Source organism: Algoriphagus aurantiacus (assembly GCF_035156405.1).
GTDB lineage: Bacteria > Bacteroidota > Bacteroidia > Cytophagales > Cyclobacteriaceae > Algoriphagus > Algoriphagus aurantiacus.
The window spans coordinates 22,616-40,834 of record NZ_JAXRUT010000036.1 but is presented as its reverse complement, the minus strand read 5'-3'; the positions used below and the strand labels follow the sequence as shown (position 1 = coordinate 40,834).

18 protein-coding genes are annotated in these 18,219 nt (G+C 36.8%); 17 read left to right on the top strand and 1 reads right to left on the bottom strand.

From position 1 onward, the window contains the following. The first annotated feature begins 12 nt into the window (after positions 1-12). The 13 genes from SYJ56_RS23660 (at position 13) to SYJ56_RS23600 (ending at position 12,248) form a co-directional block, all read left to right on the top strand. Complete coding sequence (locus SYJ56_RS23660; RefSeq protein ID WP_323838592.1) at positions 13-957, top strand: glycosyltransferase family 10 domain-containing protein; 945 nt, start codon at positions 13-15, stop codon at positions 955-957. Next, positions 938-1,666, top strand: coding sequence for an FkbM family methyltransferase (locus SYJ56_RS23655; RefSeq protein ID WP_323838590.1), 729 nt, complete (start codon positions 938-940; stop codon positions 1,664-1,666). Before SYJ56_RS23660 ends, SYJ56_RS23655 begins: the two co-directional genes overlap by 20 nt. A gap of 21 nt (positions 1,667-1,687) precedes the next feature. Continuing rightward, positions 1,688-2,428: an FkbM family methyltransferase gene (locus tag SYJ56_RS23650; protein WP_323838588.1), complete on the top strand. Its 741-nt coding sequence runs from the start codon at positions 1,688-1,690 to the stop codon at positions 2,426-2,428. Positions 2,429-2,595: 167 nt separating this feature from the next. Continuing rightward, positions 2,596-3,837: an ABC transporter ATP-binding protein gene (locus SYJ56_RS23645; protein WP_465038401.1), complete on the top strand. Its 1,242-nt coding sequence runs from the start codon at positions 2,596-2,598 to the stop codon at positions 3,835-3,837. Continuing rightward, a complete protein-coding gene (locus tag SYJ56_RS23640; RefSeq protein ID WP_323838585.1) occupies positions 3,837-4,751 on the top strand; it encodes a class I SAM-dependent methyltransferase in 915 nt (304 codons plus the stop codon). The genes SYJ56_RS23645 and SYJ56_RS23640 overlap by 1 nt, the downstream gene beginning before the upstream one ends. Further along, positions 4,748-5,449: a class I SAM-dependent methyltransferase gene (locus SYJ56_RS23635; RefSeq protein ID WP_323838583.1), complete on the top strand. Its 702-nt coding sequence runs from the start codon at positions 4,748-4,750 to the stop codon at positions 5,447-5,449. The genes SYJ56_RS23640 and SYJ56_RS23635 overlap by 4 nt, the downstream gene beginning before the upstream one ends. Continuing rightward, positions 5,437-6,549, top strand: coding sequence for a glycosyltransferase (locus SYJ56_RS23630; protein ID WP_323838581.1), 1,113 nt, complete (start codon positions 5,437-5,439; stop codon positions 6,547-6,549). The genes SYJ56_RS23635 and SYJ56_RS23630 overlap by 13 nt, the downstream gene beginning before the upstream one ends. Then, positions 6,542-7,606, top strand: a complete 1,065-nt coding sequence (locus tag SYJ56_RS23625) for a glycosyltransferase family 2 protein (RefSeq protein ID WP_323838579.1) — start codon at positions 6,542-6,544, stop codon at positions 7,604-7,606. Before SYJ56_RS23630 ends, SYJ56_RS23625 begins: the two co-directional genes overlap by 8 nt. Before the next feature lie 11 nt (positions 7,607-7,617). Then, positions 7,618-8,610 (top strand): glycosyl transferase, encoded by a 993-nt coding sequence (locus SYJ56_RS23620; RefSeq protein WP_323838578.1) that lies wholly within the window; start codon positions 7,618-7,620, stop codon positions 8,608-8,610. Further along, a complete protein-coding gene (locus tag SYJ56_RS23615; RefSeq protein WP_323838576.1) occupies positions 8,607-9,620 on the top strand; it encodes a glycosyltransferase in 1,014 nt (337 codons plus the stop codon). The genes SYJ56_RS23620 and SYJ56_RS23615 overlap by 4 nt, the downstream gene beginning before the upstream one ends. A gap of 2 nt (positions 9,621-9,622) precedes the next feature. Continuing rightward, entirely contained in the window at positions 9,623-10,486 is an 864-nt protein-coding gene (locus SYJ56_RS23610) for a glycosyltransferase family 2 protein (protein WP_323838574.1), read from the top strand. Next, positions 10,483-11,370, top strand: coding sequence for a glycosyltransferase (locus SYJ56_RS23605; RefSeq protein WP_323838572.1), 888 nt, complete (start codon positions 10,483-10,485; stop codon positions 11,368-11,370). Before SYJ56_RS23610 ends, SYJ56_RS23605 begins: the two co-directional genes overlap by 4 nt. A 2-nt stretch (positions 11,371-11,372) precedes the next feature. Further along, complete coding sequence (locus SYJ56_RS23600) at positions 11,373-12,248, top strand: glycosyltransferase family protein (protein WP_323838570.1); 876 nt, start codon at positions 11,373-11,375, stop codon at positions 12,246-12,248. A 17-nt stretch (positions 12,249-12,265) separates the two neighbouring features. On the opposite strand, the gene SYJ56_RS23595 is transcribed toward SYJ56_RS23600, so the two are convergent. Next, complete coding sequence (locus tag SYJ56_RS23595; protein ID WP_323838568.1) at positions 12,266-13,036, bottom strand: methyltransferase domain-containing protein; 771 nt, start codon at positions 13,034-13,036, stop codon at positions 12,266-12,268. A gap of 168 nt (positions 13,037-13,204) precedes the next feature. Here SYJ56_RS23595 and SYJ56_RS23590 point away from each other — a divergent pair, with 168 nt between their 5' ends. The 4 genes from SYJ56_RS23590 to SYJ56_RS23575 are packed head-to-tail and all read left to right on the top strand — an operon-like array spanning position 13,205 to position 18,184. Continuing rightward, a complete protein-coding gene (locus tag SYJ56_RS23590) occupies positions 13,205-14,434 on the top strand; it encodes a glycosyltransferase family 4 protein (RefSeq protein WP_323838566.1) in 1,230 nt (409 codons plus the stop codon). Next, positions 14,431-16,038 (top strand): glucosamine inositolphosphorylceramide transferase family protein, encoded by a 1,608-nt coding sequence (locus SYJ56_RS23585; RefSeq protein ID WP_323838564.1) that lies wholly within the window; start codon positions 14,431-14,433, stop codon positions 16,036-16,038. Before SYJ56_RS23590 ends, SYJ56_RS23585 begins: the two co-directional genes overlap by 4 nt. Further along, entirely contained in the window at positions 16,035-17,120 is a 1,086-nt protein-coding gene (locus SYJ56_RS23580) for a glycosyltransferase family 4 protein (RefSeq protein WP_323838562.1), read from the top strand. Before SYJ56_RS23585 ends, SYJ56_RS23580 begins: the two co-directional genes overlap by 4 nt. Further along, positions 17,102-18,184 (top strand): glycosyltransferase, encoded by a 1,083-nt coding sequence (locus SYJ56_RS23575; RefSeq protein ID WP_323838560.1) that lies wholly within the window; start codon positions 17,102-17,104, stop codon positions 18,182-18,184. The genes SYJ56_RS23580 and SYJ56_RS23575 overlap by 19 nt, the downstream gene beginning before the upstream one ends. The last annotated feature ends 35 nt before the right edge of the window (positions 18,185-18,219 follow it).

Here is an 18,219-nt window from a genome sequence, read left to right as displayed (position 1 = left end):
AATTTAATTTGAATGAAGTCAATTAAACTAAAATTCGTAGATCATTATAAAAATTTCAAACCTGAAAATGATCGAATTTTCACTTTTTTAAAGCGATTTTTCCGCGTAGAACTAAGTGAAAATCCGGATTTTATAATTTACTCTTCCTGGGGAAATGAGCATTTAAAATACGACTGCCCAAAGATCTTTTACACTGGAGAAAATCACCGGCCTAACTTCTATTTATGCGATTATGCCTTAGGTTTTGATTTTCTCAGCAGACCTGATTATCTACGAGTTCCACTATATTCCATCTTGTGGTATTATGATTTCTCCACATTAATTTTCCCGAAGCATCAGCAGATTATTGATCAAAATCCCAAATCAAAGTTCTGCTGTTTTATCGCTTCCAATGCAGGAGCAGTGGAGCGAAATAATTTCTTTGAAAAACTGTGCAAGTATCAAAGAGTGGATTCTGGAGGTAAAGTGCTAAATAATATTGGTGGTTCCGTACCTGATAAAATAGAATTTATGCGACCATATAAATTCTGTATTGCTTATGAAAACAGCAGCTACCCGGGATATGTAACGGAAAAGATAATGGATTGCTTTATAGCTGGGTGTATTCCGATCTATTGGGGGAGTAGCTGTATTGAACTTGATTTTAACCCAAGCAGAATTCTCAATCGACTTAATTTTGAAACTGACGAAGCTTTTATAGAAAAGATCAAATTCCTAAATGAGGATGAGGAAGCCTACAAGGAATTTATCCTACAGCCTATCCTCAACGGGAATCAACTTAGTGTTTATTTTGACCAAGAAAGATTAAGGTCATTTTTTGAGAAAATATTTAATGGCACATTTCAGACAAGGTCGAAAGGGTTACGAAAAGCTAAAGGGTTAGTGATTCGGCAAATATTAATTCTAGAAAGTAAAATTAAAAGAAGAATTGGTGGGTATGAAAGGGTATGGTATTGATAATGGAATGAAAAATTATTACTCGCAACATCGTCAAGATGAATTTCTTGATCAAGTTATTTTTCATAAAAAAGAAAATGGGTTTTTTATAGACATTGGAGCACATGATGGAATTTCATTTAGTAACACATACTTTTTAGAAAGGAAAAGAAAATGGAAAGGAATATGTTTTGAACCTAACCCAAAAGTATTTCTCCAATTGGTAGAAAATAGAAATAGCATTAATGAAAACTGTTGTGTTGGAACAGCAAATGGAGAAGTTTTATTTTGGCAAATCTCTGGCTATTCTGAGATGCTAAGTGGAATGAAAAGCAGTTTTGATGACAAGCATATTTCTCGAATTGAAAAGGAATTGAAAGAAAAGGGAGGGAGCCTTTTAGAAATTAAGGTTCCTGTAAGGGAGTTGTCTTCTTATGATTTAATAATGAATAATAAGGTAAACTATTTATCCATAGATACAGAAGGTAATGAGTTTGATATTTTAAAGTCAATTGACTTTAAAATAAATCGAATTGAAGTTATTTCTGTAGAAAATAATTATCAAGATATAAATATATCAAGCTATTTAATTGATTTTGGTTATAAGAAGGTTATTAAAATAGGTTGTGATGAAATATATATATTATCTGAATTACTAACTTTGTCTGTTAAATTTCGAATATTTTCTTGGAGGGTTTTCCAAAAAATCAAACGATATACAAAGAAATAGCCCTTAATTTTTATCTACTTTATGAATTTTAAAAACCTTCTAAAATCTGTTTTAAGAGACCTCGGACTAAAAGTTGTCAAATTAAATTCCCCTTTTATTACAAAACATGATCCGTTTCTTGTACAAAAACAAATTTTAAATGGTTTGAACTTGAATCCAATAATTTTTGATGTTGGTGCTTATCATGGGCATGTTGCATCGAAATACAAATCGTTGTTTCCAGATTCCACAATTTATTGCTTTGAACCTTTTTCCGAATCATTTAAACATTTGCAGGCAAATTTGTCTAATAAACCATCCTTTAAACTTTTTCAATTTGGGTTAAGTGATTCTTCAGGAAAATCATTATTTCATTCTAATCAATTTGAAATGACCAATTCAATTTTAGAATCTGATGTAAAAGGTAATTTAACTTGGGGAGATGGTCTTTTAGAGACAAAGGAGATATTGGAAATTGAAACTAGAACAATTGATCAGTTGGTTTCGGAACTTGGAATTGAGTCTATTGATATTCTTAAAATGGATGTTCAAGGAGCTGAGTTCAAAGTCCTAAAGGGGGCTGAGAATTTTTTGGCGGATGGGGGAGTTAAAATTGTGTATACCGAAATTATCACCATGCCAACCTACATCGGTCAAATAGGTCTGGAAGATACCCTTATGTTGTTTAAAGAGGTTGGCTTTCAGTTAGTGGGATTATACAATTATTCTTATTCTTCTCCAGGCCAATTACGCCAAGTAGATGCGATATTTATCAAGAAATAATTTTTTTGTTGAAAATTAAACATGAAAAATCACATTTTGCAAAAGCAAAATATTTGTAAAAACATTAAATGAGTAAGACAGTAATCAAAGTCGAAAATCTATCCAAACGTTATCGCCTTGGCTTAAAAGAAAATAAAGCAAATACCTTGGCCGGGCAAGTGTTTAATATTCTAAAATCACCTTGGGATAATCTTNAAAATCTATCCAAACGTTATCGCCTTGGCTTAAAAGAAAATAAAGCAAATACCTTGGCCGGGCAAGTGTTTAATATTCTAAAATCACCTTGGGATAATCTTCAAAAGCTTAGAAAGCTCAGTCGTTTTGGATCAGAAGATGAATCCGTTTTCTGGGCTTTGAAAGAAATTAACTTTGAAGTAAAGGAAGGGGAGGTTTTGGGAATCATTGGGAAAAATGGTGCAGGAAAATCGACCCTATTAAAGATCCTTTCTCAAATTACCGAGCCTACTTCAGGTAAAATAGAAATCCATGGCCGAGTTGCTTCGCTTTTGGAAGTAGGGACAGGATTCCATCCAGAGCTATCCGGTAGAGACAACATCTATATGAATGGGACAATTCTCGGAATGACACGTCGGGAAATTGATTCAAAACTGGATGAAATCATCGATTTTTCCGGTGTGGAAAAATTTATTGATACACCTGTAAAATTTTATTCTTCAGGAATGAAGGTACGCTTGGGGTTTTCCGTAGCTGCACATCTCGAACCTGAAATCCTTATAATCGATGAGGTTCTAGCGGTAGGTGATTACGAATTCCAGAAAAAGTGCTTAGGGAAAATGGAAGAAGTGGCTGGAAAGGGTAGAACGGTACTTTTTGTTAGTCATAATTTACAAGCTGTTACTACTTTGACAAATAAATCTCTTGTATTAGAAAATGGGAGATGTATTTACCTTGGAAATACTGAGGGTGGCGTTAGATCCTACCTTAATACTGGCAGAAAAGATAATTTGAATTTTAATAGTGATCTGAAATCTGGGATATTAAAAGTAGAATTAAAGACTTCTGAACCAAATAATGTCCATAGATTCGGCGAAATGCTGTCAATAGAAGTTACGGTTGACTTACCGGCAAATCTAGTTAATCCTGCAATAGCCTATCAAATTTTTGACGAATATGAAAATGCTATTATTCATGAATTATACATAGGTTCTGAAATGAATTTTACTAAAGCTGAAAATCAATTGACAGTCAGATCAGAATTGAATGAATTGAAATTGTATCCAGGATTATATACTTTGAAAATTCATTTTGCTGACAATTACACAAAAGAAAAAATTGATACAGTCTCAAATATTTGTCCGTTTAAAGTTGAAGTTATGGGAGAAATTAGAGATTATTATTGGCAGCCAGGCGCTGCTAAGTATGTGGCTAATGGTAAATGGTTCGTTTAATGAAAAACCCCATAAATAAGGACTACACATTAAAAGTTGAGGGTTCATATAATGTTGAAGAAATAATAAATCAATACAAAAGCCAATTTAATCTAGATGTAAGTGAATATTTTCAAGATATTGAAAATATAAAAATTTACAAATGCCAAAAGACAAAGTATAGATTTTATTTCCCGTTTACTATTGTAGGGGATGGAGTGTTTTATGAACTTTTAAGTAATAGTAAAAATAATTATTACCATAGTAGGTGGGAGCACAAAGAAGCTTTGAAGTATGCTGTAAAGCCTGATAAATGGCTCGAGATTGGATCTGGGAATTCATATTTCCTTAAACAATTAGCAAATAAGGATGTGGAATGCACTGGTCTTGAGCTTAATCAAGTTGAAGTAGATAATGCCCGAGCTATAGGTTTAAATGTTGTAAACAAAGATTTTTTCACCTCAATAAATGAGTTGGGTAAATTTAATGTTATTGCATTATTTCAGGTTTTAGAACATATGTGGGATATATCTTTATTCTTTAAAAAAGCATCCGACTTATTAGAGCCAAATGGGAAGATTATTTTCTCTGTACCAAATTCAAATCCATATTTATATGTATTTGATAAATTTCATACATTAAATCTTCCTCCCCATCATATGGGACTCTGGAACAAAGAGTCTGTTAGATTGGTAGGAAAAGAATTTGGTTTTAAACTGATTGATTGTCAAACAGAAAGACTATCGGATTACGAGTTGATTTATTTATTTGAAAATTCCAGGGTCAGTGACTTACTTAAGCTGAATCTCAAATACGGGATTTTGAAAATAGTTTATGCACTATTCCCATTGAAATTAAGACCGAGGATAGCTACTTTATTTAGAAATAGATTTTTAGAAGGAAGGAATCTATTTGTCGTTTTAGAAAAGATATGATCGATTTTAACCCCCAAAAAATAACTTTTGAAAATATTGATAGATTCTATATTAAGCGTTCCATTTTTAGATTTCTTGAATCTAAAAAGAGCGTTCTAACTGGAAAATTTCTTGATGTAGGGTGTGGAGAAAAGCCATATGAATCTATGATTTTATCAAATTCAAAAGTAAGTTCTTATTCGGGAATTGATTTGATAGGTGGACATGAATACAAAGTAGGAGTCAAGCCAGATTTTTTTTGGGATGGAATTACGTTTCCATTTGATGATTCAGTTTATGACTCCGCTATGGCTACAGAAGTATTAGAGCATTGTCCTGATCCTTTACTTACTTTAACAGAAATCCATAGAATACTTAAGAAGGATTCCCCTCTGATATTGACTGTCCCGTTTATCTGGCCTACCCATGAGGCTCCTTATGATTTCTACAGATATACACCTTTTGGGCTTAGGCATTTACTGACAAAGGCAGGATTTCAGGATATTGAGATTACTTGCCTGGGAGGATGGGATGCATCTTTAGCGCAAGTCCTCGGGCTTTGGCTAAAGCGCAGAAAAATGAGTAAGGTATATCAGAAACTACTTTTCTTTATTATAAGGCCGGTAATTCAATATTTATTGAAAAAAGACAGAATTTTAAATGAATCGAATGAACAGAACTTGATTACCAACATAGGGGTAGTGGGATGGAAAAAATAAGAATTTGTTTTACTTCCACGGCTCTGAATGCCTATTCTGAAACCTTTATTCAAAATCTAAAGAGTGGGCTTGATGCTCAGATTTTTCATTGCTACGGTGATGCATTTCCCCATTTGTCAGAAGACAAAAAACTTCAAAGTTATAAGACTCCTCCACTAATTGATTTGATCAAGAAAAGAACCGGATTAATCAAAAGACCCTTAAAAGAACATTACCTGATCAGGTATATTAAGTCCCACCGCATTAACTTGATTTTTGCTAACTACGGCCCATCTGGTGCCGTAATGGCTCCTATAGCAGATGAACTCAATATTCCCTTGATTGTTCATTTTCATGGATTTGACGCTTCTATTTATGAGGTATTGAGGAAATACCATATAGCTTATCAGCGCATGTTCTCAATTGCCAGAGCAATTATTGTAGTATCAGAAGAGATGAAAAAAGATCTTATAGCTATTGGTGCACCTGTAGAAAAGATTTTCAAAATGACTTATTCTCCCAACCCTTTATTTTTAAAGGTTACTCCGGATTATCATAGTAATCAAGTATTGGCAATTGGGAGATTTGTGGAGAAAAAAGCCCCACATCTGATTTTATTGGCGTTTCAAAAAGCAAAGGAAAGATGTCCCGATTTATGTTTAAAATTTGTGGGATCTGGAGAACTAATGACTGTTTGTCAAGATCTTTCTAAGGCGTTGAAAATAAGCGATGTTCATTTTGTAGGGGTCTTATCCCCTGAAGAAATAGCAACAGAAATGAGCAAGTCTTTTTGCTTTATCCAGCATAGTAAGCAAGCGGCAAATGGTGATAAGGAGGGTACCCCGGTAGCGATATTGGAGGCTATGGCTGCGGGACTTCCCGTAATCAGTACCATTCATGCAGGAATACCTGAGGTGGTTAATGATGAGATTAATGGACATTTGGTAGCTGAGGGTGATGTAGAAATGATGTCTCGAAGATTGATAGAACTATATATGGACCGGACTCTTGTGATGAAATTGGGTCAAAACGGAAAACATTTTATCGCCATTAATTTTAGTTTAGAAAATTATCAAGAAAAAATTAATGTTTTGATTAAGGAATACTTAGTAAATGGTTGAATCCGTTTCCATTCTTATCCCCAACTACAATAAAGCCCCTTTTTTAGAGGAGACATTAAATTCCGTTTTGAATCAAACCTACCAAAATTGGGAATGTATAATTGTTGATGATCATAGTACAGATAATTCCTGGGAGATCCTGGAGGAATTTACTGCTATGGATTCCAGGTTTCAAATAATTAGAAGACCGAATGAGCTCCTAAAAGGTGGGAATGTCTGTCGAAATTATGCCTTGAGTTTTGCAAAAAGCGAGTATTGCATTTTTTTGGACTCTGATGATGTCTTGGCCGATTTCTGTTTGGAACAACGTTTTAAATCAATTAATGATTTTCCTGAAAATGATTTTTGGGTTTTTAAATCATTAATGTTTGATCAAGTTACTGATGATGCAATCAACCTTTGGAATATAGAAACTAATGAATCTGACTTGGTCAGGTTTTTAAGAATGGATGCTTTATGGCAGACTACTGGTCCTATTTATCGGAAATCATTTCTAAATAGAATAAATGGATTTGATGAAAATCTAGCTTTTTGGCAAGATTATGACCTTCATTTAAGAGCGATAATTTCAGGTGGCAAGTATTTGAAATTATATAATCTTCCCCCTGATGTATATATCCGAGAAGGAGATAAAAATTCATTAAGCAGATCTACTCCTTTTACAGCTGACAAGGATATTTTATTGAAAAGGATTGAGTTTATTGAACGGATTATTCAAATTTCAGAATTGAATGGGCCTGGATTAAATAAAGAGGAGATATTTACGGTCTGCTCTTCGTTATACTTTTTTGCAGCCCAATTTTGGGTAAAGCATGGAGATTTTGGTTCGTTTATTTCAAAATGGAAAACAATTTTCGGTTTGTCTTCTCTGTCAAGATTTTCATTTTTTCTCGGGATTTTTGATGTGGGGACAATTAAGTTATCGAATAAATACCCTTTTTTCTGGTCAATTCCTTCAGGTTTTAGAAAAAGGAACCCTTTCTACTTTTTAGATTACAATAAGATGAAAGAAACATCTCTTTGTAAAGTCCCTAATGTTTTAAAGAATCAATTTTAACCTAGATAGTTATGAGTTCATTAGTTTTTACCCTTTGCTCAAATAACTATTTAGCCCATGCTGCTTCACTTGGAGATTCGATAAGGCAATTCGATCCTGAAGTAGAATTTATTATTGGTTTAGTGGATAAGGCAGATTCTATTATAGATTATAGTCAGTTTTCGGGTTTCGATATAATCCCTTTTCTTGAGCTGGGCTATCCCGAGTTTCAAGAGATGCTGCTTCGGTACAATATTATCGAGTTTAACACTGCTGTAAAGCCTTTCTATTTTGAGTATTTGTTTAAAACCAGACCTGATCTTGATCGGATTTATTACATAGATCCGGACATTTTATTTTATCAATCGATTAAGAATATTGAAACTGCCTGGGATAATGCATCTGCGGTTTTGACGCCAAATCTTCTATATCTCCCGGAGAAAACTGTAAGAGGAGAACTGGCTTCCCTGAAGCATGGAATAAATAACCTTGGGTTTATAGGGATTGCAAGAAGTGAAGAAGGACAGAAAATTGTTACCTGGTGGAAGGAACGCCTGACGCATCATTGTAAACTAGATAAGTGTAATGGGATCTTTGTAGACCAGAAATGGATGGATATAGCTGCCCTGTTTTTCAAGGATATCAAATCTGTGAAGCATCCGGGATGGAATATGGCTTGGTGGAATCTAACTGAGAGAAAACTGATCAGCGAAGAAGGAACTTACTTTGTAAACTCGCTGAATGATAAACTTATCTTTTTCCATTTCAGCGGATTCCGGCCCGGTGTATCTACCATGACCTGGCGAATAGAATCTGCCGAGTTTGATATGGAAAGCGATGGCCCGCTCCGTATGCTTTTTGATGCGTATCAGGACACCTTGTATGCGCGTGGTTTTCTTGAACTCAGTAAAATAAAGCCTTTGATTAAATTCAGAGAAGAGCCAAATGACCTACGCCACAGGATAGGTCGGAAATTGAGTTCCAAAACGAGGAATGCGATCTACCGCATTTTTGGAGTTAAATGAGCAATGAAGGAATAAGTATTATAGTTTGCACGTTCAACGGGAAAAACAGGCTTCCTCAGACATTGGCAGCAATCAATCAATTGTATGAGGGAATTGACCGGGAATTGATTTTGGTAGATAATGCCTCCACCGATGGCACTTCGGAGTGGGTAAGGAATTACCTGACTGAGCTATGTCCCGATCTGAGTTGGAAAATAATCTATGAACCTGTGCCCGGTTTGAGTCATGCCAGAATAGCGGGAATTTCTGCGTCATCCTTTGAGTATGTGCTTTTTTGTGATGATGACAATCAGCTTTTCAAAGATTACCTCGATTTGGGATACCGAATTCTTAAAGCCAATCCAGAAATAGGGGTATTAGGAGGTTTCGGGATTCCTGTTTTTGAGATTGATAAACCAGAATGGTTTGATCGATACAGCCAAAGCTATGCGGTTGGACCACAGTCGGAAAAGTCAGGAATTATCGAGAAGGCTGTTGGGTATGTATATGGAGCAGGTACCTTTTTCAGAAAAGAACCCATGCTGGAAATTCTTCAATCGGGATATCAGCTAGCTCTGACAGGGAGGAAAAAAGAGAAACTCATTTCAGGAGATGATTTAGAATGGTCCTGGCTTATGCGATTGAAAGGGTATGATATAGCGTATGAAAAAAGCCTTCAATTCTATCATCTGCTGTCAAAAGAAAGACTAAATGAGAATTATTATATCAAACTGAAATCAGGTACTGCATCAGGAAGCGGGATTCTTTTTGGGTACACCAGTTATTTGAAGAACCCGAAAATGAACTCTATCCAGTACACTTTGGCCTATGCCAATGAGCTTTTTAAAAGCTTTCTGGTCTTTACCAAACATGCATTTTTAAGGCCATTTGTGAAAAAAAGCTGGGAAAAAGAATTGGGTTTTCGGATTCTTGAGTCCAGGAAAAATTCATTCCTTGAAAATGGAAAGAGATCTATCCGGTTGTATAAAGAGTTGATGAGATTTTTTCCGGGTTACAGCCGGTTTAACTGAATTTGCAAAAGCTTTTAAAATTGAAAATTTCAATTATTATTCCAACTCTGAACCGACCGTCAGCTTTGAAAAAGCTGATACAGGAGTTGATTCAGTACATGGATGATGAGATTGAATTGATCATTATAGATGATAGTAATGAAAGCCTTTCCGATGAAATCAATTCCTGGTCGGGTCAAAGTGTAAATTATATTCACAGGGGAGAAAAGCTAGGTGTAAGCTCCGCAAGAAATGTAGGTGCAGACTTTGCAAAGGGAAAATATTTAATTTTTTTGGATGACGATGATGCAGTTACTTCAGAATGGCTGAGTGATTTTAAAGAGTCAACTGAAACATCTGCCGACTTGACCTACTGCAATATGTTACTAGTAGATCAGAACAAGAAAGAAACGATTGCTTCTGCTTCCACCAATAAAAGAGGGGTCGTAATTCCGGGTGCCTGGATAATTCGAAAATCGATTTTTGAAAAAGTAGGAGGCTTTGATGAGCGCTTGAAATTTGCAGAAAATACCGAGTTGTTTTTCAGATTGGATCAGCTAGCCCTTAAAATTGGATACATCGAAAAGGTGAATTTCATCTATAACCAATCAGTAAATGGGGGAAGCAAAAACCTTCAAAACATGATTGATTCCATCCTGATTATTCTGCAAAAACATGATTCCTATCTTACAACTCATGTGAAGCATCTGTACCATCAGATAGTGGGGGTTAATTTGATGAGATTTCAGAATTACCCGATTGCACGTTCACATCTTTGGAAAGCATGGATTTTCAAGCCCTATAAAATGGCGACTTTGGCAAGACTTGTGATTTCATTTCTGCCTCTGCTTGCACGTAATCTTTATAAATCTGAATTCAGGAAATGATTCGATTTGGAGGTTTTATTATTACCTACAATAGACCTAAAATTCTGCTGGAAACTATCCAAAAGCTATTTGATCAAAGTCATCCTCCGGAATTGCTATGGATTATTGACAATTCGGATAACTTAAAAACTGACCATGCGATTGCTGGCCTTTTAGACTCCCGAATCAACTATTTCCGAATGGGCTATAATGCCGGCCCGGCTGGAGCTGCAAAAAAGGGTTTACAGCTTTGTACTGATTCGGGAATGGATTGGATTCTTTGGGCAGATGATAATGACCCCCCATTTTTTTCAGATACTATTGAGCGTCTACTCTCCATTCGAGAGGTAAATCCTTTTTGTGGGATAATAGGAGCTGTTGGACATTTCTTTGATCGGAAAAAGGGTGTCATAAAACGGATTCAATCCCGGCTTCTTGAAAAAAAAGAAACGGTTGAGGTGGATTATGTGGCAGGGGGGATGACTATGCTGGTAAATTCGGCTGTCATCAAATCTGGTGTATTTCCGGATGAGGACTTGTTTTTTGGATTTGAAGAACTTGATTTTTGTCTAAAGGCTAAAAGAAAGGGCTACGCCATTCTTGTTCATTGCGGCTTGTTTTTAGAGCTTCGCAAGTTACATCAACGAACAGATTTTGAACGCCCGATCTATCAGAAGAAGAAAAACCCTGCCAGAGAATATTATAGCCTAAGAAACCTATTAATGATATCAGATAGTCTTACTTTGAATAAAATGAAATCCAAGCTGATCAGAAAATGGCTGGCAAAATCAGTGTTTGGATTCAAATATGGGTTTGGCTATGGTTACCGCAATGCTAAGATGATTTTCTTGGCATTATACCACTACCAGTTTGGGATTAAGGGAAAGACTATTCCACTAGGATAAGTATGACTAGAAATACAATTGGAGCAGTCGTGGTTACTTTCAAAAGACCTATTCAGCTGGTTAAAACTTTAGAAGCTATTTTAGAGCAGGGGATTTTACAAAAGCATATTTGGGTAATAAATAATGACATCGGGGATAAATTAGAGATAGTCCGTACTCTGTTTCCAGAGATAAATATTTTTCAGTCTATGAAGAATATTGCTTCTGCAGGAGGTTTCTCCCTGGGGATGATTAAGATTTTTCAATGCGGTCTCGAATGGGCTTGGCTTTTTAATGATGATTCTAGGCCAATCGGGGGCTCCCTGGACTCTATTCTTGATCATGCTGAAACATTAGATCAACCGGATGCGGGGATGGTAAAATTAGCGAACCTGAATAAAAGGGGGGAGGCAGTACTTCAATATTGGAATGGTAGGCGATTACCTGCCTATGTGCCTGTTTCTCAAAAGCTTATTGCGACAGATTTAGTCACCTTTGATGCTTGCTTGGTTTCAGTGAAAATGATCAGCGAGATAGGTACCTGTGATCCCGGTTATTTTATGGGTACTTACGAGTTTGATTATTGTCTTTTGGCAAAGGATCATGGCTTTCAGATATATACAATTCCAAATGGAATGATTGAGGATGAAAAATCCGGGTCAATAGGGGGTACTCCGCCTTGGCGACAATATTACAATACTCGAAATCACTTGCACTTGGGTATTAAGAGAAAAGATACAGGTATTATATGGGCATGGATGGTTAGAGAGGCGAAGTTTACGTATTCCATATTGAGATTTCAGGATCAAAAATTGAAGCGATTAAAGCTGAAATTCTATGCTTTTTTTCATGCAATGGTTGGAATAAGGGGTAAAGTTTTTGATCCTGAAAATTCCTAATGATTAAATGTTTTTATCTAACCTCTAACTAAATTTTTCAAAAATCTTTTTGCGGATCGAAAAGTGACAATAGGTAAACTACCTACAACTTGTGAAAAGTTGGAGAATTTGGGATGTGAAATTTGAATTTGCCTCACAAAAACATCTGGATGAACTATCGACCAAATATTTCTTGACTCGTCTAGAAACGGGACAAGAGCAGAATAGTCCGAAACTCTATCTTTATGCATAAAAAGAATAGTATTTTGTTTGTACCAACTTTTGATTTTAGGCTCACTCCAGATGAATGGCCTAATAATATCAAGAGCAACATAATTTCTTGAGTTGAATTTTTCTATCCAATACTCCGGCCATTGTTCATTTACATGTCCTGAACCCCTTTGGCCTGGTATAGCAGCTGAAAATAATACGATTTCGGAAGCTTTAGTTAAATTATCGATGAATATTTCTGAGAATTTTTCATCAATATGCTCAGCCACCTCAAGTGAAATAGCTAAGTCAAATGGAGTATCAAGGTTTATTTCGCTAGCTAGGTTTGCGTTTTTAAACTCTTCGAGGGAGATGACAAGGTGGTCTGTATCAAGCCAATTGCCTTCCAATCCTAAAATTTTATTTACACCCAGTTCTTGCCCGGTCTTAATCCAAGTTCCTACTCCACAGCCAAAGTCAACCATGGATTTTGGGGAAATGTATTTAAATAATAAGGATAAGACTTGAATTGCAGAATCTTTGGTATTTGAATTTCTGGATTTATAAAAACTTTCGTTATAAAGTTTTTTTGAAGACATAAATTTTGAGTGGTTAGGGACTAAAATTGTTCAGCAAAATAGCTAATTGAGTATAGCTTTCAATTGAGATTTCAAATTAAACAATGATAATTAGTAATTGCCTTCTTACTAATTTATGAAAATGCAAGATTTCACTACTACTGTCTTTGAGTATAATTCCCTAGCCGATTGAAACTCCTTTTTACCCAAGACGCCCTAGTCAATGCCGGAGCAGAGCGAAGTCATTTGGATATTTTATCCCGATTTTCAGAGGAAGTAGAGGTCTCCTTCGTCTATTTCTATCCCAAGCATGAGCTAAAAGAAGCATACGAAAATGCCGGGATACGGCTTATTTTTTTGGACATTCCAGAGTCCTACCAGTTTTGGTTGGCTGTTTCTCGATTGGTAAAACTCATTCGATCTGAAAAGCCAGATCTCTTAATCTCTAGTCTCTGGAGAGCAGATATCATCACTCGCATTGCGGCTCTTATTACAGGAGTTCCATTAATTGGGACTTTAGTCAATGATAGCTATGCCCCCATTGCTTGGCAGGATAAGAAAGGATTGAAATATAAGGCGGTTTACTGGATGGATCGATTTACTGCCAACATTCCTATACACTGGATAGCCAATGCCCAGGCTTTGGCAGATTCGCATGTAAAGACCTTGGGGTTGGATGCAAAGAAGATTTCTGTGATTTATAGAGGGAGGGTGGCTTCAGACAAAAGGTGGGAAAAAGGGAGACCAGAGAATCAGAGAGTAGAGAATGGGAGAATAAAAGACAATTCAAATAAAAAAGATTTAGGTTTTCGATTTCTTTCTTACGGCAGATTATTGGAGCGAAAAGGCTTTCAGGATGCAATTCAGGCTTTTGCTACAGTGCTTCAGAAGTATCCTAATTGCTCTCTTACAATCTACGGAGAAGGTCCTTATCGCTACCAGTTGGAAAAATTAATTACTAATTTTGGTCTTAAGGACAGCGTCAAGCTTCCCGGGAAATTTGGAATTGGCGGATTGGTGAATCAGTGCACAGATACTATCTCCAATCTCCAATCTCCCAATCTCTTACTCTCCTCAGACTGTTTCCTCTTCCCATCCTGGTACGAAGGTTTCTCTGGAGCTTTGGTAGAAGCTATGATGGCCGGAATACCAATAATCGCTTCAAATATCCCAATGAATTTGGAAGCTGTTAGTTCAGAAAATTCTTTGATTTTTGAAGTTCAAAATATTGATCAATTAGTGGATCAAATGATTTTTGCAATAGGACATCCTGATCTAATAGTTGACCTTGGAAAAAGGGCTAGAGAAGAGGCTTTAACAAGATTTGATATTGAAAAAATTTCTAAAGCTTATGAAGCTACTGTATTGCGGATTGCTAAGGAAGTTGGTTTAAAAACACAAGCTAAAGCAATAGGTTGAAATACCGAATTGCCATACTGACAGATTCTGATTTCCTACAAGCCTGGGAATGGGAATGTTTAAATGCAATAATTCAGCAAGGGAATGCAGAGATAGTTTTGGACATCAGAAATCTTTCCCCCAAACCTGCAGGAAAAAAATCCGGATTTCTATACCGTGCATACCGCGCCTTAGATAGAAGAATTTTCAAATCAGCACATGATGCTTTTAGTTATCTCCCACTCTCTAATCTCCCAATCTCAAGCCTCCTTCATATCAACGTAATTCCTATTCAGACTCTCTACAGGGATGAACTTCAAAGTGCCGACTTAGATACTATCAGAGAATTCAAGTTGGATATTATCCTTCGATTTGGCTTTAGAATTCTAACAGGTGAATTACTAACACTTCCCCGTTTAGGAGTTTGGTCCTTCCACCATGGAGATCCTGCATTTTACAGGGGAGGCCCGCCTGCATTTTGGGAAGTGATGCTTGGATGGGAAACTACGGGAACAGTTTTACAGCGCTTAACTGAGAAATTGGACCAAGGTGATGTTCTCTATCAATCCTGCTCGCATACCGATCCCCTTTCTGTACAGCGAAATGCAAATAGTATCTTTTGGAAGTCGGCCTATTTTGTTTCCAGAGTACTCAATTCAATCGCTCAACTAGGAGAGGAAAAATGGGCGGAAAAACTGGCAACTCAAAAAAACAAATCACCTCTAAGGACACCACCGGGAAACTTGCAGATGATTGCCCTGTTTTGGGATTTGATTTCCAGAAATATGTGGCGGAAAATCCAAGAAAAGCGAAAGCCAGCACATTGGGAGCTTGCTTTTGTAAATCATACTGATCCTACAACCATAAAGGCTTCAGATGTTAGTTTGATTGCACATGCCGATAATTCCAAAAGTTATCTGGCAGATCCTTTTCCAAGTCTTCACAAAGGTAAAACCTACGTTTTCGCTGAGAAATACGATAAGCAAAGCAAAAAAGGGAGCATTGTCTGTGGCAGGATGGAGGGGAATACTTTACATGATTTACAGACAGTCATAGTGGAAGACTGGCATCTGTCTTATCCTTCTATTTTGGAAGAAGATGGAGTCCATTTCATGATTCCAGAATCAGCATCTGCCGGCAAACTCTATTTCTACCAGGCATCAATTTTCCCCTACCAATGGGAGAGGAAAACTGTGTTTTTTGAAGGTGAAGCCTTTGATCCTACCCTTTATTATGCAGATGGGAAGTGGTGGCTTTTTGTCAACGAAAAACCACATCCTGCATCCTCCCCATTTGATGAGTTGAACCTATATTACTGTGACTCCCTGCACTCCTTACACTGGAATGCACATCCTATGAATCCCATAGTTTCGGATGTTAGATGCTCACGTCCTGCCGGGAAATTATTCCAAAAGGATGGGACACTTTATCGTCCGGCGCAGGATTCTGGCAAAAGATATGGCCATAGAATAGCAGTACAGGAAGTCTTTGAAATTTCAGAAACAAGCTATCACGAGAGAACAGCCTATTATATCAATCCCGAACTTATAGAGGGAGCGCTGGGAGTTCATACACTCAATTATTGTAAGGATAAAATGTTCCTAGACTTCTATTTCAGGAAATGAGGATCATCCAACTTATCCAGAAGCCTCAAGCCAGGGGAGCTGAGATATTTACAGCCTTACTTTCTAAAGAACTGGAAAGGCTGGGGCATCAGCTGATACTTGTTTCCCTTTTTGAAGGGGATTTTAGGCTGCCATTTAAAGGGAAACAGATTCACTTAAATAGACCGAGTAAGAAAAGATTTTGGGATATAAAAGCTTGGCGAAAGCTAAACGAACTTATCCAGGATTTCCAACCGGATATAGTGCAGGCAAATGCTGCAGACACCTTGAAATTCTCTGTTTTTACCAAGATGCTTTTTCCGGGAAAATACACTTTGCTATTTAACAATGGGGGAGTGATCAGTACTTATTTGAGATCCTGGCCTCACAGACAGTTTAATCGTTTCTTGTTAAGGAAGGTGGATGCACTTATTTCTGTTTCTAAGTACTCCAAAGATGATTTGGATAAGATAGTTGGTAATCCAAAAAAACATCAGGTGATTCCCATTGGGATTGATCTTTCAGATTTCCCTGAGACCTCATTAAAAACTTCGTATCAAGTAGTGGTTCACTTAGCTGGCTTTACTCCAGAAAAGAACCATGAAGCAGTTGTTCGGATTTTTGGGGAATTCATTGAAACTCATCCTAACTCTCAGTTATGGTTTATGGGTGAAGGACCTCTGAAAAGCAAGGTTGAAGCCTTGGTTTCCCAGTCTTCCTTTTCGGATAAAGTTCGATTCTTTGGTTCCGTTTCCTCCCCTTTTTCTTTGATTCCGAGAAACGCAATACTGCTTTTACCTAGTAAAATTGAGGGTTTACCTTCAGTGATTTTGGAAGCTTTTCATTCAAAAATACCTGTGATCGCTTTTCAAGTTGGCGGAATTCCTGATTTACTTATTCCAGACCAAACTGGTTTTTTGGTGCCCAAAGCGGATGAGAAGGAGTTTGTTGCAGAGCTTAATAGATTTATGGAATTATCATCTGCTGAAAAAGAGAGATTGAAAGAAAATGCATTTCAACTTGTACAGGATACCTATGGTATAGCTGAAGTGGCAAAGAAATTTGAAGGGTTTTACATGTCCTTATGCGCATCATCCAACTGATCACAAGACCCCAGCGTCGAGGCGCTGAAATCTTTGCTATTCAGCTGTCAGAGCATCTTCTTGATCTAGGCCATGAAGTGTTTATCATTTCTATTTTAAAAGGAAAGGGCAAACTTCATTTCTCAGGCACATTAATCCAATTGGATTTACCGGAACAAGGCAAACTTGACGTTTCGGGATTTAAAAGGTTGGCTGAAAAAATAAAGGAAATAAAACCTGAAATTATTCAGGCCAATGCTGCAGATACGCTACGATATGCTGTTGGAGCCAATTTCTTCTCTAAAAAGAAGTATAAGTTGATCTATCGAAATGCCAATCAGATTTCAAACTTTATTCGCAATAGAGCTCAACTGGCTTTTAATCAGTTTTTGCACAGTCAGGTGGATGCTGTGATTTCGGTGTCAGATAAATCAAAAGAGGATTACCTGACTCTATTCAGTCCAAAACACATCACAGCTATCCCCATAGGTATTGACTCAAAGGAGATAGAATTAAAGTTGAAAGAATCGCAGGAAAATTTTATAGCTGAATATATACTGTTTGTAGGTTCTTTAGTTCCAGAAAAAGATCCATTAGGGATGCTTACAATTTTCAGAGAGCTACAAAACACTAATCCAGAGTTGAAATTGAAATTCCTGGGTTCAGGACCCTTGGAAGATGGATTAAGGGAAAAAATTAACTCAGAAGTTCTTGGGAAATCAGTGGAGGTTATTTCAAATCAATCCAATATTTTCCCGATTCTTTCAAAAGCAAAAGCGTTGGTTATGCCCTCAAAAACTGAGGGACTTCCTGGAGTGATTTTGGAGTCCATGTACTGCAAGGTGCCGGTCATAGCTTACGGAGTAGGAGGCATTCCTGAAATTCTGAAAAGTGGAAGAACTGGATGGTGCATTGCTCCAGGTGATGCTATTACCTTTCGCAAAGCTATAGAGGAGGTATTGAATCTCCCGGAGGATGCCTTAGAAAGAATAACCACTACTGCCGAGGAACTGGTTTTAAAAGACTACCAAATTGATCAAATTGCAAAGGATTTTGAGGGGTTTTATTGTAGAGTCATCCAATAGTCTCTCAATCTCCAATCTCCAATCTCTAATCTCCA